This window comes from Brevibacillus sp. NPDC058079 (assembly GCF_042885155.1).
Lineage (GTDB): Bacteria > Bacillota > Bacilli > Brevibacillales > Brevibacillaceae > Brevibacillus.
In genome coordinates, this window is record NZ_JBHVSO010000001.1 from 1205025 (window position 1) to 1231030 (window position 26006).

A 26006-nucleotide genomic window follows, 5' to 3' on the forward strand; every position below is an offset into this window, starting at 1 on the left:
AAAATAGGAAGTGGAGAGAATGCACGCTATGTAATATATCCTAACACAACAAAACCAAACGTCAATCAAACTTTCGAATCTTCTGCATTTTCACGTTAGGTTTTATGACATATAAACTTCCTGCTTTGTGCAAAAAAGTAAAGAAGCCTTACGACGAGTCGACTTTCGCGTAAGGTTTCTATACACACTCCTATGCATGTACATTGATAATTTTCTCCATCTCGATCCATTGACTACCCGTTTGGTTTGCTAATTGAACACGTCTCGCCTTTGGGTCTACCCATTTGACCACACCCCACATGCTACACGTATTCCCCCGCTCCCCCTCAAAGGACACACACCAGCTCACATTCAAGGGATAATTCTCTCTTGCTGAATCTCGCAGCATGTACATAAATGCCTCTCTTTCTTCGTTCGTTACTTCAAAATTGCCGTTCACCACTCTTTTCCACCCGCCTAATTACGAACATTTGATATCCAGATACTCATCATGTGTGAGAAATTGTAATTACATTATAGTGATTGCGAACATAAGTTCGCAACTCTTTTTTTCAATTTCTTCATTTGAACCGTATGAAAAGTCTCCCCATTTGTTCTGCCAAGTCTTGAGGCGGAATCGGACGTTCGCATTGTCAAATGGACCAAAGGAATTGTTTTGGGTGGAGAGCGCCAAATTAACAGCATCTTTAGTAAAAATCTGAAAGAAAAAAGCCGTTTTCCCATTGGTTTTGGAAAACGGCTCTTGCTTTTATCTTGATAGTTCCTGTGGTTGATGCTGCGGTCTTTTCTCGACCAGCTCCAAAAACTTTCCGAAGGTAGAAGCGAGTATTTGCTGAAAAAGCATACCGAGAACAACGGGAAGTGCAACAGGCGCAGGGAAGTACGTGATCGCCATAACTGCCCCTGCACTAATGTTTCGCATCCCACTGTTGAAGGTTAACGTGACAATAATATCACGCTCCCATCCGAATAGCCGCGCTATCCCCCACCCCATCAAATAACCCAAAATGGCTACAACCAGTACGAGGACCGCCATTCCCACCAGTTTAGCGTCCATCATATGAAAATAAGACGAGACCATCGAGCTGTTGATCGCGACGACAACCCCCATTCCCATCTTAGAAAATGGCGCTAATTTTGGTGCCAGCGTTTTTTTGACGTTCCCTTTTGATAAATGATTGAGCAGCATACCGACAAGAGACGGCAACACAATCATATAAAACAAACCCTTCATCAGTTCAGCTAAATCCATCTCGACTGTTGCCCCTAAAAACAAGGACATCCCCAACGGAACAATCAATGGGGAGAGCATCGTATCCAACAAAATAATGGATAGTGTCAGTGCGATGTTCCCGAAATAAATCGATGACCACAAAAAGCTCGTGATCCCTGTGGGAATTAAGGCCGCCAACAAAAAGCCCGTGATGACATGGATATCATCTGGATAAAATAACCGTGCCATTGACCAAGCAACAAGCGGCATAAGTGCATGAAGAATCAACAAGTTGACGATTAAAGGAAGCGGTCTAGTCAGTACCTTTGCAAATTCTTTAAATCCTGAACCCAGACTGCCGGCAAATGTCATGAAGGCAAACACCCAAGGAGTCAAAAAAGCAAACGGTTGTAAATGTGTCCCGGCTATAACGCCAATGGCAACACTACTCGGCGTTAGTATGGGCATGATTTTCTCAAGCGATCGATTCAGTTTGGCTAACCCGTTCATTTGGTACACCTCAAGTCTCGTCCTTTGATGCTATTGATGTGAGGTATGTTATCATGAACAGATTATTGTTACAAGACCAAAGTTCATTATTAGATTGCATATGCATCATTTATCCGCAATTTCACCTTGCATACTTTCGAGCATGGGAGTAAAGCCTAAGACGGAAAGGAGGTATTTTATGAACGGAATGGATTGGGTAGAATTTATCCGAAAAACCGAAGATAAGATGTATCACCTCCATCGAGCGATAGATGGAATCTGTAATGATCCCGACTATAAAGAATCCGTTACGACCTTGACGGAAGTGGTAAGAGATTATCAAGTTCTTGTGGAAAAAGCAAAGGGTGAATTACGCGGCATCGACCTCCATCGGGATCGAGAGCGTGCGCATTATTACGATCATGATCACCACTAGCCTATATAGACTCCCAGTCAGGGAGTTCTTCTCTGTCATGAAATCACAAAATAATCACTTCATTTTGATCGTTCTACCAAAATAGACAGCAAAAACCTCACTCTACCCATGTAGTATGTGAGGTTTGGGAAACTGGCTATCCCTTCATTTTCTTTTCCAGTTCTTTTAAGGATTTCTTCTTCTGGCATGCCGCTTTTACATCAGTTGGCCACTGTTCGTCACTTAGCCTTTGCAAATCTTTTATCAATCGCTTGTCAGCTGTCACATGAATATCGGCATCTGGGAAGGCCTCTTTTAATTTCTTTCCGACTTCTTTTTGAATCGATTCCAGCTTGAACCGATTAAAATTCGTCACTTGAATAGCCACATCGAGCTCTTTATCGATTTGCATAACCACTATTTTGTCTATGCCCTTCACGCTAGCTGTAATCGATCTCGCTCGCTCTTCCCATTGATAATGTCTGACGGGAACAGGCATGCACAACGGCTCCGATTCCGTTTTTTGCTTGGTCTCTGTACCAGACTGTTTCGTACACCCCGTTACGGTCAAAGCAAAAGTTAGTGTCAACACCACGAAAGTTGCCCGCACACAAAACACCTCCTGACCAAAATCACCTGCTACTAGCTTGACCTGGTTCGGAGGAAGTATGTAAAAAAAAAAGCGGTGACTCCTCTGCATAATTTGAGTCACCGCGGACCCCAAGAACGTTTCGAGTCCTATATACAAGGATATAAAAAATCGCATCGAAACGCGATAGGAGATAACTGGATATAAAATAGAACAAAAAAAATCCCAACCAACAAAAAGTGGTTGGGGCGTACGGGGTAGTACGCATATGTCATACGTGAATGATATTATCTTATAGGACTTCGTTTCTGTTGACAACGAACAACAATAGGTATATTTACCTATAGATGGAATAAAAAAATTGCGCCGACTTTGACTGCATCATTTAGTCGAACGCGTAGAATAGAATCCCCAAGGTTGGATTATACTAGCTAGCTTGGATTACTTTTCTATTATCTTGAAAACTCATCGTTCACGCTATGCGAAAATAATGGTAATAGGTGAAAATATTACCTATAAAGCTTGATCGATCATAGAAGCCCTCCGCTGAAATGTGTTATATGCTACAAAAAAGCCAGCCAGAAGTTGCTAATCGTGTTATGATATCCCTGTAAAATCTTGAGGAGTTGAGATCATGAATAGAGAGCAATGGACAGCGGTTGATCACTATTTTACGGATAAATTACTGGAAGCCGATTCCGTTCTAGACACAGTTCTTCAAGAGAACGCAGCTGCTGGGCTTCCAGCTATTGATGTAGCACCCAATCAAGGTAAATTCCTTCATCTGTTAGCACGAATCCAAGGCGCTCGTTCGATTTTGGAAATTGGCACTCTCGGTGGATACAGTACCATCTGGCTAGCCCGCGCACTTCCAGCAGACGGTCGTCTCATTACTCTCGAATATGATCCGAAGCATGCAGAAGTTGCACAATCGAACATTGCCCGCGCAGGACTGGATCAGATCGTGGAAGTGAAAGTCGGGCTTGCCCTTGATTCTCTCATCCAACTTCACAAAGAAAATCAGGGTCCTTTTGATTTTATTTTTATAGATGCAGATAAAAAAGGAAACCCCGACTATTTCCAATGGGCGTTGAAACTCTCTCGCAAAGGTACTGTGATTATCACGGATAATGTTGTACGAAGTGGTCAAGTCGTGGACGTAACAAACACGGATCCCAATATTGTCGGTGTACGTCAATTCACCGATATGGTAGCGCAAGAGCAACGTGTCAGTGGAACCGTTGTACAGACAGTTGGCAGCAAGGGCTATGATGGCTTTGCGATCATGCTTGTCACCGGGGAGAACTAGTCTCTTTCACTTTCAAAGGTTGTAACGAGTAGGAGTGTGTACATCTTGTTTAGGCTTGGTTTACCTAGCTTTATGCTCATTGCTAATGTCATTTTGGTTCTCGCGGTACTATCGTTGATTATCAAAGTGTTGGTGAAGAGAGAATAGCTTGTGTTTTTTGGAGGTGCTCTTCCTTGGAGCCATTGCGTGATCAGTCCCTCGATTTACGAGAAGTAACAGAGACAGATCTCCCTATATTTTTCACTCAGCAATTGGACAAATCTGCTCATGAGATGGCGGCCTTTACTGTCAAGGACCCTGAAGATAGAGACGGATTCACCGCTCATTGGACAAGAATTTTGAACAATGATTCGATTGTGAAAAGAACCGTTGTCATGAATGGGCAGATTGTCGGTAATGTTTTGTGCTTTGAGCTGTTTGGCTTGCCTACGATTGGATACTGGATTGACAAAAGCTTTTGGGGCAAAGGAATCGCGACAAATGCACTTACTCTCTTTTTAGAGGAAATCGGAACACGTCCTGTATATGCGCGTGTCGCCCATGACAACATCGCATCCATTCGTGTGTTAGAAAAAAACGGTTTTCAGTCTTTCGGTGTCGATCGGGCATTTTCGGAAGCACGAGGTGAAGAAGTAGAAGAACTCATTCTGATCAAACACACATGAGGGCAGAAGCGCTTACCGTGAGCGCTTCTCCTTTTTTTATGCAACGATCAACACGCCATTCTTTCGAAAGCATTCGTCAAAATCTTCCTACATGTGTTATAATAAAAGGACAGTATTCTCTTCTTACCGAATTTTTGAATAACCAACACAATTGAATGTGGTAGTTCTTAAGATGATCTCCTGTCAACGAGGATCATCTTTTTTGTTTTTTCTAGCAAACATCACATGACGAAAGGTTGTAGATGATATGGAAGCATTGCCTTGCCAAGGCTGTAAAGGATTATGCTGTGGTCCTGTTCCCATAACAGAGAAGGAATATAAAATGATAAACAAGAAATTGAAAGCGCTTCCAATTAAGCTCCGAGAGGATCTGAAAAATCAACCGAGACTGTTTGGGACTTGTATCTTCTACGACATGCAAAAAGATCAGTGTGGCATTCATAGCGTTCGACCGGAAGTCTGTCGCGCTTTTGGATATCACAAAGACCTTGTCTGTTTTCGCAAACCAGAATTGGCGACGAAGGAAACGCTGACCTTCAAGGAGAAACGGATTGGGTATTTGAGTATTGATTTTACCTGGAAGCATTTTTAAAGAAATGGAGCAAATCATGGATCTCAACTGAATATTCATGTTATAGACTGCCTCATTGAACTATACTCATCTTCACCCTCTACACTTGATACGCGATAAAAAATGCCGAAGAAGGTCCGCCAACGGTAGTGTATGAGAAGGAGGCTATTTATGTTGAGGAAGAGTACAAATACAGGTAGAGGGTCAGCAGTAATGACTGGGGTGTTATTAATAGCCGGGTTGGTAACAGGTATATTAAGTGTTGTTCCTGTTATAGATGGAGCAGACTACCTTGTCAAGGCTTCTACAAATGAAAACCAGGTACTACTAGGGGCGTTTTTCCAGTTGTTCATGATTGTTGCCTATGTTGGTATTCCTATTTTGTTGTATCCGATTTTAAGTAAGCATCATAAAGGTTTCGCTCTTGGATCTGTTGCTTTTGGCATCATTGCGGGTGTGTTCATTATTCTTGGTGTAATCACTCTTCTGTTGCTATTGACACTAAGCCATGAATTTGCAAAAGTTGGAACTTTACATGTATCGTATTTTCAGACCCTGGGTGGATTGTTACGGGAAGGACGTGATTTGGTCAACCATGTGGCAACGACACTGGCATTTGTTTTGGCTATGTTCTTGTTTACCTACATATTTTACCAAACAAAATTAGTTCCACGTTGGTTGTCAGTCTGGGGTCTTATTGGGTCTACATTGTCCATATTGGCGAGTTTATTGTTTATGATTCGCTTCATCGGGCTGGATACAGCCTACATGATGTTGAACATTCCAATAGCCTTTCAGCAATTGGTTTTGGCTATATGGCTAATCATGAAAGGATTCAACCCAACGGACCAGGATTCTGTATCCCAATGAAAATGAAAAGCTCTAGAACAATTCGAACCGGCTAGATTAATCCACGTACTTTGATCCAAGTCCCCATATTCGAAAAAGGCAACCGCAGTATAGAACAAGTTAACATGTTCTACACCTCGGCTGCCTTATCTGTTTTTGGTCAACTGATTAAGCTTGAAATGCTTTTTTCAATGCTTCCAGACCATCTGTATAGATTCCTTGGAACAGCTTGATAACCTCATCCTCGCTAACGCCTACCGGTGTAAATGTACCAGACCATTCCACCAGCGTTCCTTTACCACCATTCTCACGAACGCGGATCGTGGATTCATAATTGGTAACAGGAAATGGTGCTTGCATAATGGAGTAGGTGTAATGGCACTCTTTCTCATTGAAGCCTACTAGGCGCTCAATAATCACATCCCCCTCCGGGTTTTCCAACCGACGCACCCGTCCACCTTCGCTCAGTTCGCTGCTCGGGATATAAGGAAGCCAGTCTGGTAGTGAGTTAAATCCACCGATCAATTTCCATACTTGATCAGGAGAAGCAGAGATTTCAATGGTTGCCATTGTGTTTGCCATGTTGATTACTCCTTTTATAATTTTATAGTTAGATTGGTAGTGGAGCGTCTTGCGCCACCAGTTTCTGTTCACGCATTTCCTGCCAGAATGCTGCAGGAATCACTTCGTTCATAGCAGCTACGTCTTCCGTGATTCGATCTGGGCGACTCGCACCAGGGATAACGGCAGCAACTGCCGGATTCGCAAGCACAAATTGCAGCGCAGCAGCCTTGACACTAATATTGTGACGATTGGCAATCGCTTTGATACTATCAACTTTTGCAATGATTTCAGGCGATGCTTTTTGATACTCGAAGTGGGTACCTCCAGCCAAAACTCCTGAGCTGTACGGCCCTCCAACAATAATCTTGGCATTTATTTTTGCCGCGTTTGGCATCACGCGTTGCAAGGCTCGTTCATGATCCAGCAGGGAGTAGCGACCAGCCATCAAGAAGGCATCCGGCTGTGCTTCATCCAATGCCATCGCGATCTCGATTGGCTCTACACGGTTTACGCCGAGGCCCCACGACTTAATGACACCTTCGTCACGCAAACGAGTCAGGGCACGAAAGGCCCCTTTTCGAGCACTTTCAAATTGGGAAAGCCAATCGTCGCCATAGAAGTCCTGTGCGATATCATGAACGTAGACGATGTCTAGGCGATCGGTCTGCAACCGTTTCAGGCTGTCCTCGATCGAGCGAAGTGTACCATCTTCACTGTAGTCCACGTGGAGCTTATTTTTGCGACCATATTCGAACAGTCCGCCTTTTTCGCCCAAGTCACGCAAGGCTGGATCTTCCAGTTCATCCAGGATGATACGCCCAACTTTTGTGCTCAACACATACTCGTCACGCGGGCGTTTCGCTAGGGCTTCACCTAGGCGAAGCTCAGCCAAGCCGGCACCATAGAATGGAGCGGTGTCAAAGTAGCGGATGCCATTCTCCCAAGCAGCATCGACAGTAGCCAGTGCTTCTTCTTCCGGGATGTTGCGGAACATATTGCCCAGTGGAGCCGTACCAAAACCAAGTTGTTTCCCCTGCAAAATGTTCTTCATATATAAACTCCTCCTAAAAGATGTGATTTACTACTTTCGTATCGACGACATCCCGTAAACGATATAATCGTCTTTTTCAAAGGTGATGATCATCTTGAGACTCATTATGATGTGTAGTCACATTTAAAAAAAGTACGCACTTTCTAGTGCTGTAGGAACCTGGGAGTAACCATTTGCAAGGAAATATGGTTCTTGATGATAATTTTAGACTGTTCCAATAAAAGAAAAAGCGGTGGTTTAAGACCTTGATAATAAAGTCTTAAACTGCCGCTGATGTTGTTTCACTAACGAACCCGTTACGCTGCTGCACCAATGTGCATCACAGATTGTCGCTCCCCTTTACTCCACACTTACCAAAACACGCTCCAACGCATCCAACGCCTGTTCCGCGTCCGCACCATCCGCTGTTAAGACGACCGATTGTCCTTTTGAAACAGCAAGGGACATGACGCCGATAATACTCTTGGCATTGACCTTCTTCTCTTCCTTGTTCAATCCGATTTCACTGGAAAAAGAAGCTGCCACTTTCACAAACAAAGTAGCCGGACGCGCGTGTAATCCCTGTGCCAACCCGACGATGACCAGTCTCTCTCTCACCTGATTCACTCCTATCCTTTTCTGATAATATCGCTACAGGCCTTCTATAGCAGTCAGCAGTTCTTCTACTTGATCCAAACGAGTCAATCCCGTTTCCTTGTCGACGATCGATGTATAAATGTGCGGAATGACCTGCTTTGCACCTGCGGCGAGGCATACCTCCACAATCGGACGAATCGAAGCTGCATCTATCCCGCCAGTCGGCTCAAAAACGGGAATCCCGTAACGGACGGCTGCTTCTGCCATGGCCTTGATTTCATTTAGCCTTTCTAGCCCGTCGACTGGATAAAATTTGACCGAGTGTACGCCAATCTCCGCTAACATCGCGGCGGCTGCATCGCAAGAGAGCAATTCTGACACTTTATTGCTCATTGGTCCCGTGGTGACTTGAACCTTTCCTGATTGTCCACCGGGAGCAATCAATGCATTCACGATGGTATGTGTGTTGCCGACTGCCTGAAGCCCCCCGAGCGTATAGCCTGCTGCTGGAAATACCTGATTGACGTGATCCGGTTGTGTCTGCACCGCGACCTCAGCGACTTTTTTCCATTGAGTAGGATCACCTGCGCCCAGCCCTACAGACACTGGTACACCTGCTTGCTGGTATTGTTCAACTGCGGTAATTGCTGCTTCTACGGACGCAAATCCTTTGACCAAGATCCCGATCAGAGCGCGGCCATCCGCTATGGAACATATTTGTTTTGCGTTTTCTACATCCCTTGCCAAAACGTTTAAACGAATTTTCGGTGTGCCCACTTTTGTTATTCTCCTTCTCCTTGTTTTTGCAGCAGTTCCTTCATTCGCGCTGCGATGATCTGCTCTTGCCCTTCGTGAAACGGTCGTGGATCAAAGGCAATCATACCCGTATTCACATAATGGTTGCGGGTAAAAATAGCTGGATTTCCTTGCTCCAGCTGGCGTGTAAGCTCGCGCGCCGTCATTCCCGTCACTCGTTCGTCAAGCTGAGCTTGCACACGATAGATCGCCCTGCCTGCCTCATCCTGTGCGATCACTGCTTTCACACCGGGCAAGCTGTTCAGTTCCCCTGCCAGCCACTCTACTCGCCTACGCTGCTCGGGAACATTTTCCTTTTCGGGGTCGTACTGTCCAAGCGCTGCAAGTAAACCCGCAATGGCTTCCTTTCCTACCTTCATGGCACGACCGACGCCTTTATATTGCGCGCGACATGCGGCTACTAGTTCGGCACGACCTGTGATAAACCCAGACGTTGGTCCGCCGATTGCTTTTCCGCCACTGTAGATGACCAGATCGGCCCCCATCGCTACATAACGCCGCAGATCCTCCTCCGCAGCTGCGTCCACAATTACAGGAATACCAAACTCCCTACCGAGTTGAAGCATCGTGTCTAGCGACTGCATCCCTTTTTGAATCGCATGGTGAGATTTGACATAGAGCAGCGCTGCGGTCTGATCATCAATGGCTTCTCGCAAATGGTCTGCTTCTACGTGATTGGCATGACCAACCTCAACGACTTTCCCACCGCCCAGTGCAATCATCTGTTGAACGGAAGCGCCGAAATGCACCGCGTGTCCTTTTTGGATGATGATCTGGTTATTCAACCCTTCGGAAAGAGGAAGCCGCTCGATCAAACTCAGATGGCAACCAGCTATGACTGCCGCTACACTAATGGCAATGCCTGCAGCTGCTCCTGAGGTAGGACAACCGTCTTCTGCTCCGGTCGCCTCTGCGATATGACGACCTGCTACAATCATCAGCTCGCTGATTTCTACGTAATCCATGGCGGCTTCTCCCATGGCCTGTGCGATAGAAGAATGGACGGCACTTGCACCCAGTGCCGTCATCTTACCGCTTGCATTAATGACTTGCTTCAACCCTAGCTGCTGATAGATTCCCATGGTTTGCCCATCCTTCCTTTGAAAACTCTTTTCTCTATCCTCATTGTGTCGGGATTGGGAAAATGGCTCCGAGGATCATAGCTCCGATAATCGCACCACCCGCAATCGGTTTGTTGTAATAGTAGAAAATCGCTGCTCCTGCTGTTGCGCCGAGGCCAACTGGAATCGAGGCCATAATCGCAGAAATGACAATCAATGGACCTAAGTAACGACCTGCTGCGTTTCCGGCTCCCATCATGACATCCGCACCAAAGGTGGAGTTCGATGCGTTGATCGTGTACTTCCGAATCATAATAATCACGGTACCAATGATGAAGCCCAAGAGTGCACCTGTCGCCAGCGCCAAAGGAAAGGAAGTCAATGGAGCTGTAAAGCCTGCTCCCAGCATCAACGCTGGAACGCCAATCCCGATACCTGTTTGCAACGAGCCGCCAATATCGAGAATCCCAACCAGCGGTCCCTCCAAAATGCGGGCGAACAAAAAGCTCGCGCCAAACGCAGCAGCCGCACCGTATCCGCCACCCTTGATCCCCGCCTCCAGCATCGCAACGATGGCGATATCGTTAAAGGCACCGACATGATACACATAGTAAAGATGAGTACCCGCAAAAATTCCTGAAGACAAGCACGCAACAAAAAGGGGAAATGCCCATTCTGAATACCAAAATCCTTTTGCCTGCAATTCACCCATTACTTTTTCACCACCGATCCGAATGTTTCGTGAAGCTCTATCAACCACTGTGGAATTTCCACGTACATACTTTTCAAGAGCGCGACATCAAAGCCGCGGAAGAAGCCACTGAATACAAACAAAAGAATGACTGCAATAAACATGGATTTCGTTATTTTGTTCCAACCACTGTCATCCAGGCCTTTACCGATCAAAATACCCAAGACGATTCCAGGTACCGCATTTCCCATGACCAAGTGCGACAAACCGCCCAAGACCGTTCCCCAAATCCCTGTCCGTTTGCCTGCATCCATCGCCGCCATCCAGAACACAATTGGCATGATCGGGTTGATCAACCAGTTCGCAGCTGGAACCAGTACCTTCGTCGCTACGAGCTGCATCGATTCGGGAATCACCGTTGCTGTGGAATTCAACAAGGTGACCACAACGACACCAACTGCTGCTCCGGCAATCGCCATTTGCTTCGGATTGTGCAACGTTTCTGCAACATTCTTGTTGCGCCAGAGCAACACGGCCGCCGCCCAGTTCGGGATGACGCGATGATCCACATCTTGCGTCAACGCACCTGCACCAACAACAGACGCCCACGAGTTAAACAAAAAGCCAAGCCCAAATGAAAAGTGGGAAATGGGATCGCCCGCACATGCGTTCAGCTCTCCAAAAGTCCGGAATGCTCCCATCCCTTGGACATTGGGTGCATGGAACATCCTCGCCGCCCCTGCACCAACACCGAAGCCGACCAATGCCCCGATGACGATCGACTTCAACACAATCATCAAAGTAACCATGAACCTACCCCCTGTCTGCTTCTATCGCTGACGAACCAACTGCCCCATACCCGCAGTCTGCTCGGTCTGCTGCTGAAACGTTATGTTTTCTACCTGGACGAGGCCCAGCCTCACTTGAATATCTACGGTGATGTCATACCGCGTCCGTTTGCGTGGGAAGAACAATCCAAAAAAACGCTCATGCTTCACTGATTCTGTCGCAGACACAATAGAAACGCCTACCGGTTCGATTCGCACGACCAAATCACTCGTCTGTCTCGCCACTACATGCTTAATTTGGGAAAAAATCTTGTTGAAGGCTGCTTCTTTCGTATCGCCACTGCCGGATAATCGCAAGGTCTGCGTCGTCTCCGTGTACATGGATTACTTCCCTCCCAGCTTGATGTATTCTTCCGCCATGCGTCTGCCCAGCTCTTCTGTATCCATGAAGCCAAAGCCAATCACTTTTTTGCCGCTACGCAAGGCAGTAATACCAGCATCTACTGAGCGCAAGCCGTACTCGACCGGAAAACCATACTTAGTCTTGGCAGTCAGTGCCCCAGCCCCACCACTTCCGCAAAAAGACAACCCGAGGTCTGCACTCTCACTGACCATAACATCTCCTACCTTCATATCCGCACCAACACCTGGAATGACGATCGCGGTCCCGCCAGCAGCTTCGATTCCTTTTGCGATGTTTTGTCCTTTTCCAAGACGATCACCAATCACGATTTTTACCTTAGACATATACATGCCCTCCTTTTTTTCATAGCGATGTTTTACGATGGCCCCATCTGCATGGCACGGATCGCTTCAAAATGAACCGCTAACAGAAACGCTTCTGTATCATCTGCCTGCCAGGCACTCTTTTCTTCCGAGAGGACTTTGTGCGAGAGCGTAACCATATCGGGATGAATTTCGGCGAATAACTCCGCTTCAATCACAGGAAGCCTTTCACCGTTTGTCATCCGTCGTATAAATGCCAGCACATGAGCTCCGATGGCTAGCCAGCGATCTCGCGGTATATGAATCTCCATGAGGCGGAACTCCTCCTCAATTTTTCGGAGAATCTGTTTGGATTCAGAAATTTCAGTTAAATAATCCGATTTTGTCTCAGTTAGTTCCTTGAGGATGTCATCAATCATTTGCATGTCAGTACCTTTCCCGAAGTAATCGCTTGATAAGCCACTACTCTTTCCTTTGTCTCCACCGTTTCTTGTTCACTGTCCATCAAAATTGTCGGCTTTTTTTTCATCTGCAAAATGGATACGTCCGCGCATGCCCCTACTTTCAACGTCCCGATCTCGTTTTCTAGACCGAGAATTCGTGCGGGCGCAAGCGTACTCGCCGCAATCACATCGTGGAGCGAGTAGCCCATAGCGAGAAACTTCGTAAATGTGTGTGTCAAGCTGTGCACAGGACCGTCGATGTTGCGCTGGTGAACATCCGTGCTAATGACATGTGGCATAATACCTTGGGCCTGTGCATGACGCAATGTTTGAAAACTAAAGCTCGCTTCGCCGTGACCGATATCGAGTAAGACTCCCCGTTCCAACGCGTCTTGCGCCTCTGGAATCAACTCGCCTCTTTCGTCGAACATTCCTCCTTTTTTCCCGTGAAACGCATGTGTCACCACGTCTCCTCTGTCTAGTAGAGGCAATATTTCCGTGAGTTTTGGCGGAGCGTTTCCGATGTGCACCATCATGGGTACGCCCGCTTCCCTCGCCGCTTCCTTGGCTATGAGCAAGGGATGGATCCCGTTTTGCTTGACGACAGAACCGCTCATGCGGGCTTTTATCCCTCGTAATATCGGTTGTTTTCTTATGAGGGCTGCCGCTTCTCTCGGGGTTAACCGCGACATGTCTGCGAGCTCCCCGCCGCCTGTGCACAAGCCATCCCCTGAAATGTTCAGAAATGCCAGAACACGAGTAACAGAAGGATTCACTGCTTCTTCAAGAAAAGCATCAAACGACCATAGCCCGACACTGCCAGCATCTACTACGGTTGTCACTCCTTGCTCGACCCCGACCCGATCCGCGGCTACGCCTAAACTCGTCTTTGTCGGAAAAACGTGAGCGTGCAGATCGATCAGACCGGGTGTCACCACATATCCCTCTGCATCGATCGTCTCCTTACTTTCCAGATTCATCCCTTGATCATCGGTTGTCTTCCCTTTCTCATACAACCCAACGATCCGCCCTTCCCGAATGGCAAGATCATAGTGCCCGTTCAGGTTCTGGGAAGGATCAATGACCCGTCCGTTGCATATGAGTAGATCCACTTTCACTCTCTACCGTCCCCTTTCCTGAAAAATAGCGCATAATGGCCGTCACTTCACTAGGCGGAACTTGGAGGTTTGCCTCAGCCATCAATTGGTTCAGCTTTTCACGCCATGCCTTCCATTCTTTCGATTCTGCCTCCGCCGACGATTCCCATTCCTCCTGATAGGGTGAGCCAAAAGCCAGTCGATTCACCATCAGCAGCAGGTGCAACGTAAGTCCGCTTGCCGTTTGTTCCGTTACGTACTCCTGAAAAGCAGTTACGATTTTTTGACTGATCTCATACCCTTTGCAGATAACATCTTGGGACAATCTCTCCACCACGGGCAAATCTGAAGGATTGAGATCAGCAGTCATCGGGGGAAACCAAGCTTCCTTGCGGGCATTCACAGTCTGCAGTCGATTTCCTCCCTCCACTTGCAAAGCTTCCAGACAGTTCTGAATCTGGTTGATATCTTGGCGTGTTGGAAGAGGACTGACCATCACAACAGGCACATCAGCTCTGATCGGCAATACACTGATGATGACATCTACGCGACGACTCGCCAAATACTTCTCTACCTCTGTGCTGGAACACAGACCTACGACCCGAAGTGAACGCAATTCGCTTTCCAGATACGTTTTCAAAAAACGCGAAGTTCCTCTGCCTGTTCCACAAACGACGAGCGCATCTGCCTTTTTCTGCTCCAACCATCGATCATAACCTGCTTGGAAATGCAGAACAAAGTAAGCAATGTCTGCATCGAGCCAATAGACCCCGTGATGCCAAAATACTTCTTCGCAAGAGCGTTTAACTGCATCAAACATCCGTGCGTATGAACGGCGAATCTCCTCCGTCAGTGGATTCGCAAAAAGAACGCCCTGACGATAACGGTTCAAACTGTCATCCAGATGAGCAAAAAGCAGTCTGAGCAACTCCTGATCCTCATACAACGGTGCCAGCATCCGGCTACTAACCGCTTCCGTCAGCTCCTTGGTTGCCTGGAAAACATCCAAAACAATCCTACCTGCACGCGCCTCTCTTGGCACCTGTTCGGTCCCTAGCAGCGGAAGGCACGCATACGCAATCTCGTGTTCAGGAATATCGACGTTCAATCGTTGACATAATACTCGAACTTCGTGTGAAAACAGCTCGTACCCGCTCCAATGCCTCGCTTCTCCCATCTCAGCATCATCCGCAGTGACCAATTGGCCCCGCTGTACACGATGGATGACAATGCATAAGCGAATCAGTAAACTAATCAATGCTCGGTCTGCCAGCGTTTCGGCAGCAGCATTCATCCAGGCTTTGATGCTATGAATGATCGCCCCTAACTCTGTCCGGCTGATCAGCCATTTCTCCAATAACGGACCGGTTCTCGCTTCTTGTCCATTTTCTAAAAACATCCCTTGTACCATCCGATACATGTCGATTCCATCCAACAGATCGTGAATCAAGTTTTCGAGAGCATACCGCTTGTGCCGCTCACTCCCGTCCACCCGTACACCGTACCTTTGCTTCGTGACGAGCTCGAGACGCCAGCCATCGAGCAGCTTTTCCGCGTCCTTGACATCGGCCACGACGGTATTGCGACTGACTCCCATATGGTCGGCCAAATCGTTCATCCGCTGATACCCTTCTGACAGCAGAAGGATGAACAAAAAATGCTTGACCCGATCCTTTTGCGGCAGAATGAGTGTCTTGCTGTCATCACTTTGCAAATTTTCCTTCAAAGCATTTCGATGCTCTTGTTCTTCCGTGATCCACAGCCCTTTATTAGGTTGAGAATGGAGGATGACATTTCGTTCCTTTAGCCATTGCCTGACGTTATCCAGATCGTACTTGACGGTCCGTTCGCTTACCTGGAAATCGCGCGCGACGTCCTTAATTTTCAGCGGATAGTAGCTGTCGAGTATCACTTTCAGTAATGCATGGGAACGTGTGGTTAAAAAGACCATTCCTTTCTCCTTTCCATAAAAAGCTGTGTCCTTGCTTGAGATTCATTATAGAAAACGCTTTCTCAGTGGTAAAGAACGATTCCTTTCCCCATCAATCGTGCAATTTTTGCAATTATCAGTTCGATTCGACAGCATTGCTCCGACCATTTTTTGGTGAAAACTTCCATCCAAATAGTACCATTACGTAAAAAAGGTCCGCAACGGAAGGTTACGGACCTCTACCTCTACTTGTAAGAGGTGCTTACAGAATTCCTCCCAAGCTCGCACCTTTGACAAACAGTCGTTCGATATTTTTCTCGACAGTTGGATCTGGTACCAATGGCGGTGCCTGATGGGGCTTGGTACGTGCGTCAATGATCAAATTATCGCAACCCCAATGCTTATTCTCGTAGTAGCTGTTCACGCCGTAAATGTCGTGGGATGGATTACTGCGTGTGAAGGTTGCCCACAGGAAGTTTTGAAGTGACTCGCTCATGAAGGTACTGTCATCACAAAGGATGATCATCGGGCAAGATGGGATCGGCCCTCTCGCTTGAATCGCGTCACACAGATTCTGTAATTGCTGCTGGGCGTTTGCGTAATCGGTAAATGCAGGACCTTGGATCGACACCACACCTGGCATAATCATGCGGGCATTCTCAAACTCTCGCAAATCCTTCAGCTCATCCGGCACCTTTTTGCACAGCTCTCGTTTTTGATCGCCGTAAGCAGCGAGGACAACCTTACTTCCGCTGTTTAAGCCCGTTCCCGAATAATCCAGCGTATCAATAGTCGTGTTCGTATAAAAATGAACATCGCGATGCAGGTCGATTCTCTCCAAAATATAGGTCATAAAATCAACTTCATCATGCGTCGTCAATGGTCGATTTTCTTCTGCGGTAATGAATAAATACTTGGCCAAGCTCAATTGGCCAGTCCCTAAAATGCGGTTGGCAATGGTGAGCATTTCCGTCGGCTGTTTGACTTGCTGATAAGGCGTATATCGCTCGCTTCCGATGGCAAACAGCAACGGATGCACTCCGGCAGCATCTACAGCATGGACTTCTTTTACACCTGGGATTTCTTGCTTGATCGCATCGCCCGTTAAATCGTGAATCAGTTGACCGAATGACGTATCTTCTTGTGGCGGACGGCCCACAACTGTGAATGGCCAGATGGCATTCGGCTTAGCGTACACTTTTTTTACCTTCATCACAGGGAATGGATGGATCAGGCTGTAATAGCCGAGATGGTCGCCGAATGGTCCTTCTGGTTTCGTATCTCCAGGATAAATATCTCCTGTGATTACAAAATCCGCATCATTGCTTATGCAGTAACCATCGATATAGCTGTAGTGAAAACGACGCCCTGAAAGCAAGCCTGCAAAAGTAATTTCACTCAAGCCTTCTGGCAACGGCATTACAGCCGATAAGGTATGTGCAGGAGGTCCGCCAACGAAACAGCTTACTTTCAGCGGCATCCCCATTTTGGTCGCTTTGGCTTGATGGACACCGATTCCACGATGGATTTGATAGTGCAAGCCAATTTCTTTGTTTACTTCATACTCATTACCAGTCAACTGCACACGGTACATACCCAAATTGGAATTCATGATTCCAGGCTTGTCCGGATCTTCCGAATAGATTTGGGGCAGCGTGACAAAAGCTCCGCCATCCATCGGCCAGCTTTGGATAAGTGGAAGGTCTGTTATACTGATTTCCTGTGCAGTTACCGGCATGCTAGTGGATTTTTTTGCAGGCAAAGCCTTCAGAGCAGCAAAGCCGTTCTCGATATTTTTAAATGGCTGCTTTAGCGCTTTCATCGGATCATTGCGCATCGCGATTATATTTTCAGCGGATTGCCATGTGCTTCTGAAAATAAACTTACTGCGCTCGATTGTGCCAAAAAGATTGGATACCGCACGAAATTTTGAGCCTTTTACATTTTCAAACAGCAATGCTGGTCCCCCAGCTTCGTACACCTTCAAGTGAATCGCTGCCATTTCCAGATACGGATCTACTTCTTCGCGAATACGGACCAAATGTCCGTGCCTTTCCAAGTCCAGGATGCACTCTTCTAAATTCTGATACATATCTATAGGGCTCCAATCACTAGATTCTAGATTTACCTGTAGATCAATACCTTCTAATCATACAGGAAAGATCCTACAAATTCACGTTACCCTTCCGCACAATTTCTTGAAGCTCGCTCAGTTCTCTGATTTCGTACGTTGGCTGAATGCTCGTCTGATTTTCCTTGCCCAAAGGATTGAACCAGCACGTATCGATCCCGTAATGGGCTCCCCCTTGTATATCAGAGGTCAAAGAATCTCCCACCATCAATACGTTTGCCTTCTCCGTCCATTGCAGTTTGGAAAACGCGTATTCAAAAATTTCCCGATCCGGCTTCTTGTAGCCGACCTCTTCGGAAATAATCAAGTGTTCAAAAGAGTTACAAAGCGGTGAAGCGGCAATTCTTGCCGTTTGCACAGAGGCGAATCCATTCGTAATGATCCCCAAGCGGCAATCCTCCAAACTGTTGCACAACTCAACCGCTCCCGGTATCAAATGCACTTCTTTGCCCAAGGATTCGAGATAGGCGCTACCGAACGCCTCAGCATCGACGTCTAGCTGAACGGCATTGAAAAGTCTTCGAAATCTCTCTACGCCCAGCTCTGCTAGAGTGATCCGCCCCTTTTCTAAATCCTCCCACAATCCTTTACTGATCTCTTTGTAAGTCTCTCCATAATCCGACGATCCCGTAGCGAGGCCAAACTGGGAAAACGTCTTTTGCAGTGCATTTTCTTCTGTCGTTTTGAAGTCGAGAAGTGTATCATCTACATCGAATAATATGACTTGATAGCGCATGGCAACCTCCATAAATCTTTACTGATCAAGTATTCGCACAAACTAACACCTTTCTATCATATCAAAAACAGAAGGCCAACCTGCATACAAAAAGCCTCGAACTGTATCATTCGAGGCCGTGAAAGATTTTTTAGAGGAGCGGCTTCTGGATCAACGTCGCGAATTTGAACCGATGGACGTGACCATCGTTAAACGTGGTAGTTCCTCTCACAAAATGAACATGCTTTCCATTTCCAACCGGAATTGCGGGTCCAGTTACAATTCGCACGCGATGGAGATGATTGAAGAAGTCTGTATTGGACTGAATGACATGAACGTGGCTTTTTCCTCTTGGGATTGCTTGACCAGTGACGCCAGCAAAACGGTGATTGTGTCGATCTGCTCCTTCTTCTGCAAGCTGGGTGCTACCTAAAAACTCATGAACATGTCTCTGAATTCTTGTTGTACTTTTACTTTTTAACTTCCATTTTAATCTTTTTTTATTAGCCATTGTTATCATCCTTCCATCCCTGGCTTGCTATCACTGTATTCAGTGTGACAAGGATGCAGACTGGTCAACAGCTTGTTTTCTACGAAAATCCATACTACCCTAGCTTAATTCGCGCTTTTTCCTACATAGCTCCCTGCAATGATGATTGAGTTCGTGTATCCCCCACTTACATTATCGAAGCCAGAGAGCAAGGTTGGGACCCCCACAAATTCAACCGTATCATCTTCATAGATATCTAATGCACCTAGGTAAACTACTTGGTAGCTATCCTCCTCGTCATTGACGACATGCAAGACAGAAAAAGTCCCGATTTCCGGTATTTCTTCCTCTTCGATGCTCAACACCGTTCCTTTATCTTGAATCATCGAGGCATGATACTTGGAAATATTTTTATTGATATGTTTCGGTTGCACATTTTGATCGACTAATTGCTGGGCTTCCTTCACTTTATCCCCAGTTGCCGGAAACAGATGAGCATGCTTTGCCAAAAACGCTTTGGATTCCGGTGGAACTCAACCTTTCCTATTATTTCCTTCCCATCATTATCTCATGGTATTTACGTTGCAGGAAGTACACGCTTTCTTTCCGAATTATCTTTCTACATGGTAGAAGGAAGGTGAAGCAATGAACGCACTCTTAGTGATTGATGTGCAAAACGGAATTGTGAGTTGTGGGGATTACAAAGAGGCACTTTTTTTGATCGAGGAGGTAATCAAAGATTTTAAAGAGAGCAATCGTCCTGTCATTTTTATCAGACATATCGATGATGCAGAAGAAAGTCCACTGAATAGGAGCTCTATCGGTTCTGAAATACACCCTTCATTAAAAGACTATTCCGATTACTTGATCGAGAAGCAAACCCCTAGTTCCTTCTTCCAAACTGAACTCACACAGACTTTAGAAAAGTTAGGGGTCGATCATCTTTTTATCATTGGTTTTGAGACGGAATTTTGTTGTATGTTTACGGCGATCGCTGCCTATGATCGCGGATATAAAGTGACGTTCATTAAGGACGCGACTGGTACAACCAATACTGCCGAATCATACGGCATGCAAGGATTAGACATGAAACAGTTTGTAGGAACCGTTCTCTGTTGGTCAAATGTCATTGAAGTCGTAAACTACGCCGAGTACGCTGAAAAATACAAATGATGTGAGCAGGTTGTACCTTTTATCCGAGGACTCGCCGTCGATTTCCCAATAGGGATGAGATGGCGAGTTTTTCATATGTGTCATTTTATTTATGGATACGCGCTACCCCCCACTCACACATCAGATTCAAGATCGTCCGCAAGCTCTCACCTTCCTCACTAAGTGAATACTCGACTTTTAAAGGAACCTGATGATAGACAGCTCGGTTGACTAATCCATCTTCTTCGAGCTCACGCAACTGCTGGGTCAGCATCTTTTTCGATGCGTTTGGCATATAGCGATGTAGCTCGCCGAATCTTTTGGTCCCCTCTTTTAACAAACAGAGAATCACGACCTTCCACTTCCCACCGATTACTTCCAATGTCGCTTCAACGGGTACGTTATATTGTTTCGTTTGAATATTGCATTCCTCCATGTTTTTTCCCGATTGGTTTGGTACCTTTTTGCATATCTGGTTCCCGGATTTAGTCTAAAAACAGCCGGTTACACCATATGGTGAAAACCAGCTGTTTTTGTGCTCTACATTAGATATTTTCGTTCTTCAGCGATTCAACGATATTCTGTTCTTTATGTTTTCTAGTCGCATAGAGGATTGATGTACCCACAATGAAAAACACACCTATCCCTGCAATTATAATATCCGCCCAAGGCACCGTAAAAGCAAATGCAAAATTCCGGCTAAGGCTCATGTAGATGAAAAACATCACGCATAAACTAATAGGCAATCCGTAAATAAGCGACTTCATTCCATAAAAGAATCCTTCGAAGCGTAGCATTTTCTTCATACCCTTTGGCGTCATGCCAACGGAAGCCAACATCGCAAACTCACGATTTCTCAAGGCCATCCCTGTCGAAATTGTGTTGATAATATTTGCCATACAAATGAGTCCGATGAGAACCACAAACCCATAAAGGAATACGGATATGACTGTGGCGCGATTCATTGCATCCTGACGTTCCTCAATCAAATTCGTAGTATAGACATGGACATCTGGATATTTGTCAATAATCGGGTTTATTTCATTTTCCAATGCCGCAGACTGCTCTGTTGTAAATTGAACCTCTCTGAAAATTTGTTCAGACAGCATATCGTTACCTAGTTCTCGTAGCTTGTCAAAGTCTCGTTCAGAAACGACAAATGTCACGCTAGAAACATCTTCCTCGTAGCGTAGCATAAAAGGTGGACGTTTATCCGTGATAGAAGCAATTCGGACTTTAGCTCCTTCAATCAAAGTGAGAGGTATTTCTGATCCCTCTTGTGCTGTTAGTTGAGTGATATCTGTAAAATTATGTTTTTCTTTCAAGGTGATCTGATTGACAAGTATTGCGGAAATCTCGTCACCTTCCAATATCTTTGCATCAATCCCCGCGGATTGCAGGTACGCTGCAAAAGAAGCCTCATCAAGAGAAACAATCTTTGCAGACATGTTGTATTTCCCATCTGGATTAAGAGTATGGCGACTAGAGATGTCTGTGGTAACCTCGTTTTCGTTGAGGTATAGATCATTATAAAGAAGTTGTGTCTTCACTTCTGTTATTGCGTTTTGGACAGACATCAATTCATTTGTTAATGACTTTACCCTTTCCAAATCGGCTCCCCTTGCGTATACGGACAGATCATATGGTAGCGGTGCTTGTGCCATATTATAGGACTTATCCATATACAATGAAAAGGAAGAAGCTGCAAGGTACAAGATTACACTGATCGCAAGAGAAAAGACAGTTGAGCGATAGTGGTGCTTATTCCTTTTCAGATTTTTTAATCCTAGTTCCGCTTCATATCCAAACAACTTACGGGTCATTTTGGATGTACGTACATCTTTTCCTTTTATTTCGATATCCTTTGTCTGGCGGATCGCTGTGATCGGTGTAATTCTCGATGCCCTCACTGCAGGTAACCATGCAGAAATGAGCAGTGTCAAAATGGAAAACAAAATGACAGCAATTATACTGTACGGCTCTATCACCAATCGCATCGGTTCACTAACGACAAACATTTTTTGAATGAATGGACTAAGCAAATGGAGAGTAACCCCAATACCAATAGACCCGAAAAACAACCCAGCTGGAATAGCTATGACCCCGATCACAGCAGCTTCAAAAAATACAGAAGCCCTTTTTTGCTGTTTGGTCGCCCCTACGCTAGATAACATCCCCAAAGTGCGACTACGCTCTGAAAGCGAGATCGAAAACGCGTTGTAAATGAGTGAGAAAGATCCAATCAGAATGATGCTTCCAACGGTAAAGACTGCCAGATACATGGTGTTAAGAAAGCGGGAATCATTCGAAATCCCGGAATAAAGCAAAAGATCCCGATTGTACTTGATTTTATCTTCATTCACTTGATTTTTTACTCCGCTCACTTTACTAGCGATCGTGTCACTCGTTTCATAAATATTATTCCCTAAACCTTTAAAATCCTTATATTCAACACGTACCGTGTAGGAAACACCCTCCTCCAAAGCACCCTCAGAAAGACCACTAAATGCACGGTATGCAGCCAGTGCATCCTGCTCTCTAGCTGGTGCTTGAACGATCCCGGTAATGGTGTATGTTTTCGTCTTTGTAGGCGTAAAGACTTCCTTTGATTCATAGGCTTCATCGTTGCCCAACATCTCTCTCTTACCATCTATATCCAAGCTACGTTTACCAAAATCTAATGTGACGACATCTCCAACCTTCCAGCTAACACCGGCGGTTTGAAGAAACTGGGATGAAAGTGCAAGTTCATTTTCATTCTTAGGCAAACGCCCTTCAATTGGGCTCACCCCTATTACATCATGATCACTGTGTCCAGTAATGTACAAATAAGGCTTAACCCTGTTTGCAGAGTTAGAAAGTCGTGCAAATCCGAGTTCCTGGTCAATGTCGTATCTTTCAATTGCTTCTGTATTTGTAATAAGCGCAACATCTTCTCCTGCAACATCCAGAAAAGCTGCCTGCCATTTACCAGAGTAAGCAATCGTGTTTCTCTGCATCATATCCATGAAAGAACTACTAATCGAAAATACTGCTGTAAGCATTGCGACAGAAATGATAACCCCAATGATTGTAACAAGGGTACGACTCTTATTCTGCTTCATATAACGTAATGTGAGCTGATTCACGATATTCATCGCCGGATCACCTCATCTCTAGAAATCCTACCATCCTGAATGCCAATAATACGGTCCGCTTGCAAGGCAATGTTTTCGTCATGTGTAATCACAATCAGGGTTTGATGCCGTTCTTTGTGTAGTTGTTTCAAGAGCTTCACAATCTCAGCACTGTTTTTGCTGTCTAGATTCCCCGTAGGCTCGTCAGCCAATACAATGGCGGGATTGCTAATCAAGGCACGGCCAATGGACGCACGCTGCTGCTGACCTCCAGAAAGCTGGTTTGGCAGATGCTTTAATCGCTGTTGAAGACCTAGAGTCTCTACGATACCGGAAAAGATTTCTTGATTTACTTCTCTACCGTCCAATAGTAATGGTAACGTAATATTTTCCTCTACAGTAAGGACAGGGATTAGATTGTAGAATTGATAGACAAGTCCAATCTGTCTGCGTCTGAAGATGGCCAGTGCCGTTTCATCCATCGCGTATATATCAGTCTGGTCAACAATCACCTTACCGGATGTGGGCGTATCAACGCCCCCCAGAATATGCAGAAGGGTAGACTTACCTGAACCAGATGGTCCAATGATCGCCACAAACTCCCCTTTTTGTACGGAAAACGAGATATCGTTCAGTGCAGTAACAGCTGTTTCGCCATCACCATACGTCTTTGACAGGTTCTCTACTCGTAAAATCTCCATCATGATCCTCCTAGATTCGTTATTACGTATAGAATAGCTGCCAAAGATGTCTCGTCGGTGACATTCAATCTTACAATTTTGTCATCTAAATCATTTGCTTGTAGAATTTGATTTTGAATGTAGTTCCTACACCAATCTGGCTTTCCATAAACACATCGGCGTTTTGACTTTGCAAGATTGTTTTAGACATGGCTAGCCCTATTCCAATACTATCCGCTCCAGCATTCTTCCCTTTATAAAATCGTTCAAAAATGTGTGGAGCATCTTCAGGGCTAATCCCCTTGCCACTATCGGCAATGACAATTTGTGTATACAATGCTGTTTCCTCACACGAAATAATAATACGTCCCCCGACCGGAGTATGCTCAATCCCGTTTTTTACTACATTCAAAATGGCTTCTACCGTCCAGTTTTCATCTCCATACACGAAAAGGTCTTCTTTACAGGAAAAAGAAAGCTCCTGATTTTTTAATTCCATGGGGACTAGGAGTGGTTCTAATGCCTTGTTTATTATTTTTTTGACAGATACGAATTCCTTCTTAAAAATAACGCTCTGCACTTCGATTTTGGACAGCTTGAGCAATGAAGTCACGAGCCATTCAATACGCTTCAACTGATTGATAATCTTGCCCAAGAACTCATCCCTTTTGTCAGGAGGTAGACTAGGGTTGTTTAACAAATCAGCCATGACAAACATGGAGGCAAGTGGCGTTTTTAGTTGATGGGAGATGTTCGAAAGAGTATCTGCCAAGTATTGTTTGTCCTTTTTCAGAAGAGCAGACTGCTCGGACAACGTTAATGTAACTTTATAAATATCATTTTTCAGAATGCTCAATTCACCCTCAACGTTATCCCTAATATCCATCGTGGGTTGGCCTGAATATACAGAAGCCAAATAATAAGCGAGCTTACTGATATCCTGATAACGTTTGCGGGTAAACAGGAAAAAACATAAAAGGAGCAGAAATACCATGGCAATCGCCACAATCCCCGCTTTCCAATCGATTATCCAAAGAATAGTGATCCCAATGATGGAAATAACCACGCTATACATACATAACTTCTGTATTTCTTTGTTTTTAAGCATGATTTCCACTCATTCGATAGCCAAGTCCGCGTACGGTTTCTATCACTTTGGGATTCTGGCTATCATCTTCCAACTTTTCGCGAAGCCGCTTAATGTAGACAGAAAGGGTATTGTCATTGATAAAGTTACCATCTAGATCCCAAATGCCCTCTAACAACTGATTTCTGGACAGAACTTGCCCTCTACTATTTATGAATGCCAACAGCAAACGGTATTCTAAAGCAGTCAGCATCACTTCCTCGGTTCCTTTGTACACTTTAGCCAGTTTTGTATTTACGACAACATTTCCAATCTTCACTTTGTCAGTCGGGTTGGGTTCTTTTTGGTAGTACCTAAGGGATGACTTCATTCGGCTAATCAGCTCCCGGATACGAAACGGCTTTGTGATATAGTCGTCTGCTCCCATATCTAATCCCCGAACCACATTGATTTCATCATCACATGCCGTCAAGAAGATGACAGGTGCATCCTGATTTTCTTTTACATATTCGCAAATCTCATAGCCATTACCATCCGGCAAAGTTAGATCCAGTAAATAAATATCAAAACGTTGTTGCTTGATTGTTTCAATTGCAGTTTGTTTCCCTTCACAAAGAACTACTTCATAACCCTCACTGGAAAGCGAATAGTGCAAACCATCTGCAATGGTCTTGTCATCTTCAACTACTAAAACCTTCAAGGTTAATCCCCCCACTCTCATCATAATTTTAGTTTAAAATAATCAGTCATTGCTATATGACAAAAGATGTCATAATGGGCGCTTTATACTGA

Annotated in this window: 30 protein-coding genes; 6 read left to right on the plus strand and 24 right to left on the minus strand. The window is 45.3% G+C overall.

Annotated features, from left to right (window positions below; translation table 11 throughout):
* Positions 1-190: 190 nt before the first annotated feature.
* Complete coding sequence (locus ACFVS2_RS05490; RefSeq protein ID WP_238543336.1) at positions 191-439, minus strand: YolD-like family protein; 249 nt, start codon at positions 437-439, stop codon at positions 191-193.
* Between the two features lie 309 nt (positions 440-748).
* Entirely contained in the window at positions 749-1723 is a 975-nt protein-coding gene (locus tag ACFVS2_RS05495; protein ID WP_390231937.1) for a bile acid:sodium symporter family protein, read from the minus strand.
* Positions 1724-1901: 178 nt separating this feature from the next.
* Between ACFVS2_RS05495 and ACFVS2_RS05500 the strand changes: the two genes are divergently transcribed.
* A complete protein-coding gene (locus ACFVS2_RS05500; protein ID WP_007725921.1) occupies positions 1902-2138 on the plus strand; it encodes a hypothetical protein in 237 nt (78 codons plus the stop codon).
* A 136-nt stretch (positions 2139-2274) separates the two neighbouring features.
* Here ACFVS2_RS05500 and ACFVS2_RS05505 read toward each other — a convergent pair whose 3' ends face one another.
* Entirely contained in the window at positions 2275-2727 is a 453-nt protein-coding gene (locus ACFVS2_RS05505) for a YhcN/YlaJ family sporulation lipoprotein (RefSeq protein WP_390231940.1), read from the minus strand.
* Positions 2728-3340: 613 nt separating this feature from the next.
* Between ACFVS2_RS05505 and ACFVS2_RS05510 the strand changes: the two genes are divergently transcribed.
* The 4 genes from ACFVS2_RS05510 (at position 3341) to ACFVS2_RS05525 (ending at position 6121) form a co-directional block, all read left to right on the plus strand.
* Positions 3341-4015 (plus strand): O-methyltransferase, encoded by a 675-nt coding sequence (locus tag ACFVS2_RS05510; protein ID WP_390231943.1) that lies wholly within the window; start codon positions 3341-3343, stop codon positions 4013-4015.
* 173 nt (positions 4016-4188) lie between these two features.
* The gene (locus ACFVS2_RS05515) at positions 4189-4680 is read left to right on the plus strand and encodes a GNAT family N-acetyltransferase (RefSeq protein ID WP_390231946.1); all 492 of its coding nucleotides are present in this window, start codon (positions 4189-4191) and stop codon (positions 4678-4680) included.
* A 247-nt stretch (positions 4681-4927) separates the two neighbouring features.
* On the plus strand, positions 4928-5272 hold the full coding sequence (locus tag ACFVS2_RS05520; protein WP_390231949.1) for a YkgJ family cysteine cluster protein: 345 nt from the start codon (positions 4928-4930) through the stop codon (positions 5270-5272).
* 150 nt (positions 5273-5422) lie between these two features.
* Entirely contained in the window at positions 5423-6121 is a 699-nt protein-coding gene (locus ACFVS2_RS05525; RefSeq protein WP_390231952.1) for a DUF4386 domain-containing protein, read from the plus strand.
* Positions 6122-6268: 147 nt separating this feature from the next.
* On the opposite strand, the gene ACFVS2_RS05530 is transcribed toward ACFVS2_RS05525, so the two are convergent.
* The 16 genes from ACFVS2_RS05530 to ACFVS2_RS05605 form a co-directional block, all read right to left on the minus strand.
* Positions 6269-6682, minus strand: coding sequence for an SRPBCC family protein (locus ACFVS2_RS05530; protein ID WP_390231955.1), 414 nt, complete (start codon positions 6680-6682; stop codon positions 6269-6271).
* Between the two features lie 28 nt (positions 6683-6710).
* Positions 6711-7715, minus strand: coding sequence for an aldo/keto reductase (locus ACFVS2_RS05535; protein WP_390231958.1), 1005 nt, complete (start codon positions 7713-7715; stop codon positions 6711-6713).
* Between the two features lie 339 nt (positions 7716-8054).
* Positions 8055-8312 carry an HPr family phosphocarrier protein gene (locus ACFVS2_RS05540; RefSeq protein ID WP_390231961.1) on the minus strand — a complete coding sequence of 86 codons (258 nt, stop codon included), beginning with the start codon at positions 8310-8312 and terminating at the stop codon, positions 8055-8057.
* A 33-nt stretch (positions 8313-8345) separates the two neighbouring features.
* Complete coding sequence (locus tag ACFVS2_RS05545; RefSeq protein WP_390231964.1) at positions 8346-9068, minus strand: KDGP aldolase; 723 nt, start codon at positions 9066-9068, stop codon at positions 8346-8348.
* Between the two features lie 5 nt (positions 9069-9073).
* The gene (locus ACFVS2_RS05550) at positions 9074-10189 is read right to left on the minus strand and encodes a DgaE family pyridoxal phosphate-dependent ammonia lyase (RefSeq protein WP_390231967.1); all 1116 of its coding nucleotides are present in this window, start codon (positions 10187-10189) and stop codon (positions 9074-9076) included.
* 40 nt (positions 10190-10229) lie between these two features.
* Entirely contained in the window at positions 10230-10880 is a 651-nt protein-coding gene (locus tag ACFVS2_RS05555) for a DUF4310 family protein (RefSeq protein WP_007727318.1), read from the minus strand.
* Positions 10880-11668, minus strand: coding sequence for a DUF4311 domain-containing protein (locus ACFVS2_RS05560; RefSeq protein ID WP_106833219.1), 789 nt, complete (start codon positions 11666-11668; stop codon positions 10880-10882). The genes ACFVS2_RS05555 and ACFVS2_RS05560 overlap by 1 nt, the downstream gene beginning before the upstream one ends.
* A gap of 21 nt (positions 11669-11689) precedes the next feature.
* Entirely contained in the window at positions 11690-12028 is a 339-nt protein-coding gene (locus ACFVS2_RS05565; protein WP_390231971.1) for a DUF4312 family protein, read from the minus strand.
* 3 nt (positions 12029-12031) lie between these two features.
* Positions 12032-12394, minus strand: a complete 363-nt coding sequence (locus ACFVS2_RS05570) for an SFCGS family glycine-rich protein (protein ID WP_137028672.1) — start codon at positions 12392-12394, stop codon at positions 12032-12034.
* Between the two features lie 32 nt (positions 12395-12426).
* Positions 12427-12684, minus strand: coding sequence for a hypothetical protein (locus tag ACFVS2_RS05575; RefSeq protein WP_390231974.1), 258 nt, complete (start codon positions 12682-12684; stop codon positions 12427-12429).
* 104 nt (positions 12685-12788) lie between these two features.
* Entirely contained in the window at positions 12789-13934 is a 1146-nt protein-coding gene (locus ACFVS2_RS05580; protein WP_390231977.1) for an amidohydrolase/deacetylase family metallohydrolase, read from the minus strand.
* The gene (locus ACFVS2_RS05585; RefSeq protein WP_390231980.1) at positions 13894-15864 is read right to left on the minus strand and encodes a BglG family transcription antiterminator; all 1971 of its coding nucleotides are present in this window, start codon (positions 15862-15864) and stop codon (positions 13894-13896) included. The genes ACFVS2_RS05580 and ACFVS2_RS05585 overlap by 41 nt, the downstream gene beginning before the upstream one ends.
* A gap of 241 nt (positions 15865-16105) precedes the next feature.
* Positions 16106-17935, minus strand: coding sequence for a UbiD family decarboxylase (locus tag ACFVS2_RS05590; protein WP_390231982.1), 1830 nt, complete (start codon positions 17933-17935; stop codon positions 16106-16108).
* A 73-nt stretch (positions 17936-18008) separates the two neighbouring features.
* Positions 18009-18710 (minus strand): YjjG family noncanonical pyrimidine nucleotidase, encoded by a 702-nt coding sequence (locus ACFVS2_RS05595; protein ID WP_390231985.1) that lies wholly within the window; start codon positions 18708-18710, stop codon positions 18009-18011.
* 130 nt (positions 18711-18840) lie between these two features.
* Positions 18841-19200, minus strand: coding sequence for a YmaF family protein (locus ACFVS2_RS05600; RefSeq protein WP_390231988.1), 360 nt, complete (start codon positions 19198-19200; stop codon positions 18841-18843).
* Between the two features lie 104 nt (positions 19201-19304).
* Positions 19305-19688, minus strand: a complete 384-nt coding sequence (locus ACFVS2_RS05605; protein ID WP_390231991.1) for a hypothetical protein — start codon at positions 19686-19688, stop codon at positions 19305-19307.
* A gap of 136 nt (positions 19689-19824) precedes the next feature.
* Here ACFVS2_RS05605 and ACFVS2_RS05610 point away from each other — a divergent pair, with 136 nt between their 5' ends.
* A complete protein-coding gene (locus ACFVS2_RS05610; protein ID WP_390231994.1) occupies positions 19825-20352 on the plus strand; it encodes a cysteine hydrolase family protein in 528 nt (175 codons plus the stop codon).
* Between the two features lie 85 nt (positions 20353-20437).
* Here ACFVS2_RS05610 and ACFVS2_RS05615 read toward each other — a convergent pair whose 3' ends face one another.
* From ACFVS2_RS05615 to ACFVS2_RS05635, 5 genes are all read right to left on the minus strand, one after another.
* Positions 20438-20767, minus strand: a complete 330-nt coding sequence (locus tag ACFVS2_RS05615) for a winged helix-turn-helix transcriptional regulator (protein ID WP_390231997.1) — start codon at positions 20765-20767, stop codon at positions 20438-20440.
* 109 nt (positions 20768-20876) lie between these two features.
* Positions 20877-23468 carry an ABC transporter permease gene (locus tag ACFVS2_RS05620; protein WP_390232000.1) on the minus strand — a complete coding sequence of 864 codons (2592 nt, stop codon included), beginning with the start codon at positions 23466-23468 and terminating at the stop codon, positions 20877-20879.
* Entirely contained in the window at positions 23465-24148 is a 684-nt protein-coding gene (locus tag ACFVS2_RS05625; protein WP_390232003.1) for an ABC transporter ATP-binding protein, read from the minus strand. Before ACFVS2_RS05625 ends, ACFVS2_RS05620 begins: the two co-directional genes overlap by 4 nt.
* Before the next feature lie 85 nt (positions 24149-24233).
* A complete protein-coding gene (locus tag ACFVS2_RS05630; RefSeq protein WP_390232006.1) occupies positions 24234-25235 on the minus strand; it encodes a sensor histidine kinase in 1002 nt (333 codons plus the stop codon).
* Positions 25228-25914, minus strand: coding sequence for a response regulator transcription factor (locus ACFVS2_RS05635; RefSeq protein ID WP_390232009.1), 687 nt, complete (start codon positions 25912-25914; stop codon positions 25228-25230). Before ACFVS2_RS05635 ends, ACFVS2_RS05630 begins: the two co-directional genes overlap by 8 nt.
* Between the last annotated feature and the right edge of the window lie 92 nt (positions 25915-26006).

Coding starts and splice junctions, on each gene's coding strand:
- ACFVS2_RS05570 (WP_137028672.1), bottom strand. CDS start 12,394: ATGTCTAAGGTAAAAATCGTGATTGGTGATCGTCTTGGAAAAGGACAA.
- ACFVS2_RS05520 (WP_390231949.1), top strand. CDS start 4,928: ATGGAAGCATTGCCTTGCCAAGGCTGTAAAGGATTATGCTGTGGTCCT.
- ACFVS2_RS05625 (WP_390232003.1), bottom strand. CDS start 24,148: ATGGAGATTTTACGAGTAGAGAACCTGTCAAAGACGTATGGTGATGGC.
- ACFVS2_RS05565 (WP_390231971.1), bottom strand. CDS start 12,028: ATGTACACGGAGACGACGCAGACCTTGCGATTATCCGGCAGTGGCGAT.
- ACFVS2_RS05620 (WP_390232000.1), bottom strand. CDS start 23,468: ATGAATATCGTGAATCAGCTCACATTACGTTATATGAAGCAGAATAAG.
- ACFVS2_RS05495 (WP_390231937.1), bottom strand. CDS start 1,723: ATGAACGGGTTAGCCAAACTGAATCGATCGCTTGAGAAAATCATGCCC.
- ACFVS2_RS05600 (WP_390231988.1), bottom strand. CDS start 19,200: ATGGCTAATAAAAAAAGATTAAAATGGAAGTTAAAAAGTAAAAGTACA.
- ACFVS2_RS05615 (WP_390231997.1), bottom strand. CDS start 20,767: ATGGAGGAATGCAATATTCAAACGAAACAATATAACGTACCCGTTGAA.
- ACFVS2_RS05555 (WP_007727318.1), bottom strand. CDS start 10,880: ATGGGTGAATTGCAGGCAAAAGGATTTTGGTATTCAGAATGGGCATTT.
- ACFVS2_RS05585 (WP_390231980.1), bottom strand. CDS start 15,864: ATGGTCTTTTTAACCACACGTTCCCATGCATTACTGAAAGTGATACTC.
- ACFVS2_RS05530 (WP_390231955.1), bottom strand. CDS start 6,682: ATGGCAAACACAATGGCAACCATTGAAATCTCTGCTTCTCCTGATCAA.
- ACFVS2_RS05575 (WP_390231974.1), bottom strand. CDS start 12,684: ATGGAGATTCATATACCGCGAGATCGCTGGCTAGCCATCGGAGCTCAT.
- ACFVS2_RS05630 (WP_390232006.1), bottom strand. CDS start 25,235: ATGCTTAAAAACAAAGAAATACAGAAGTTATGTATGTATAGCGTGGTT.
- ACFVS2_RS05500 (WP_007725921.1), top strand. CDS start 1,902: ATGAACGGAATGGATTGGGTAGAATTTATCCGAAAAACCGAAGATAAG.
- ACFVS2_RS05590 (WP_390231982.1), bottom strand. CDS start 17,935: ATGTATCAGAATTTAGAAGAGTGCATCCTGGACTTGGAAAGGCACGGA.
- ACFVS2_RS05510 (WP_390231943.1), top strand. CDS start 3,341: ATGAATAGAGAGCAATGGACAGCGGTTGATCACTATTTTACGGATAAA.
- ACFVS2_RS05535 (WP_390231958.1), bottom strand. CDS start 7,715: ATGAAGAACATTTTGCAGGGGAAACAACTTGGTTTTGGTACGGCTCCA.
- ACFVS2_RS05610 (WP_390231994.1), top strand. CDS start 19,825: ATGAACGCACTCTTAGTGATTGATGTGCAAAACGGAATTGTGAGTTGT.
- ACFVS2_RS05525 (WP_390231952.1), top strand. CDS start 5,423: ATGTTGAGGAAGAGTACAAATACAGGTAGAGGGTCAGCAGTAATGACT.
- ACFVS2_RS05550 (WP_390231967.1), bottom strand. CDS start 10,189: ATGGGAATCTATCAGCAGCTAGGGTTGAAGCAAGTCATTAATGCAAGC.
- ACFVS2_RS05595 (WP_390231985.1), bottom strand. CDS start 18,710: ATGCGCTATCAAGTCATATTATTCGATGTAGATGATACACTTCTCGAC.
- ACFVS2_RS05560 (WP_106833219.1), bottom strand. CDS start 11,668: ATGGTTACTTTGATGATTGTGTTGAAGTCGATCGTCATCGGGGCATTG.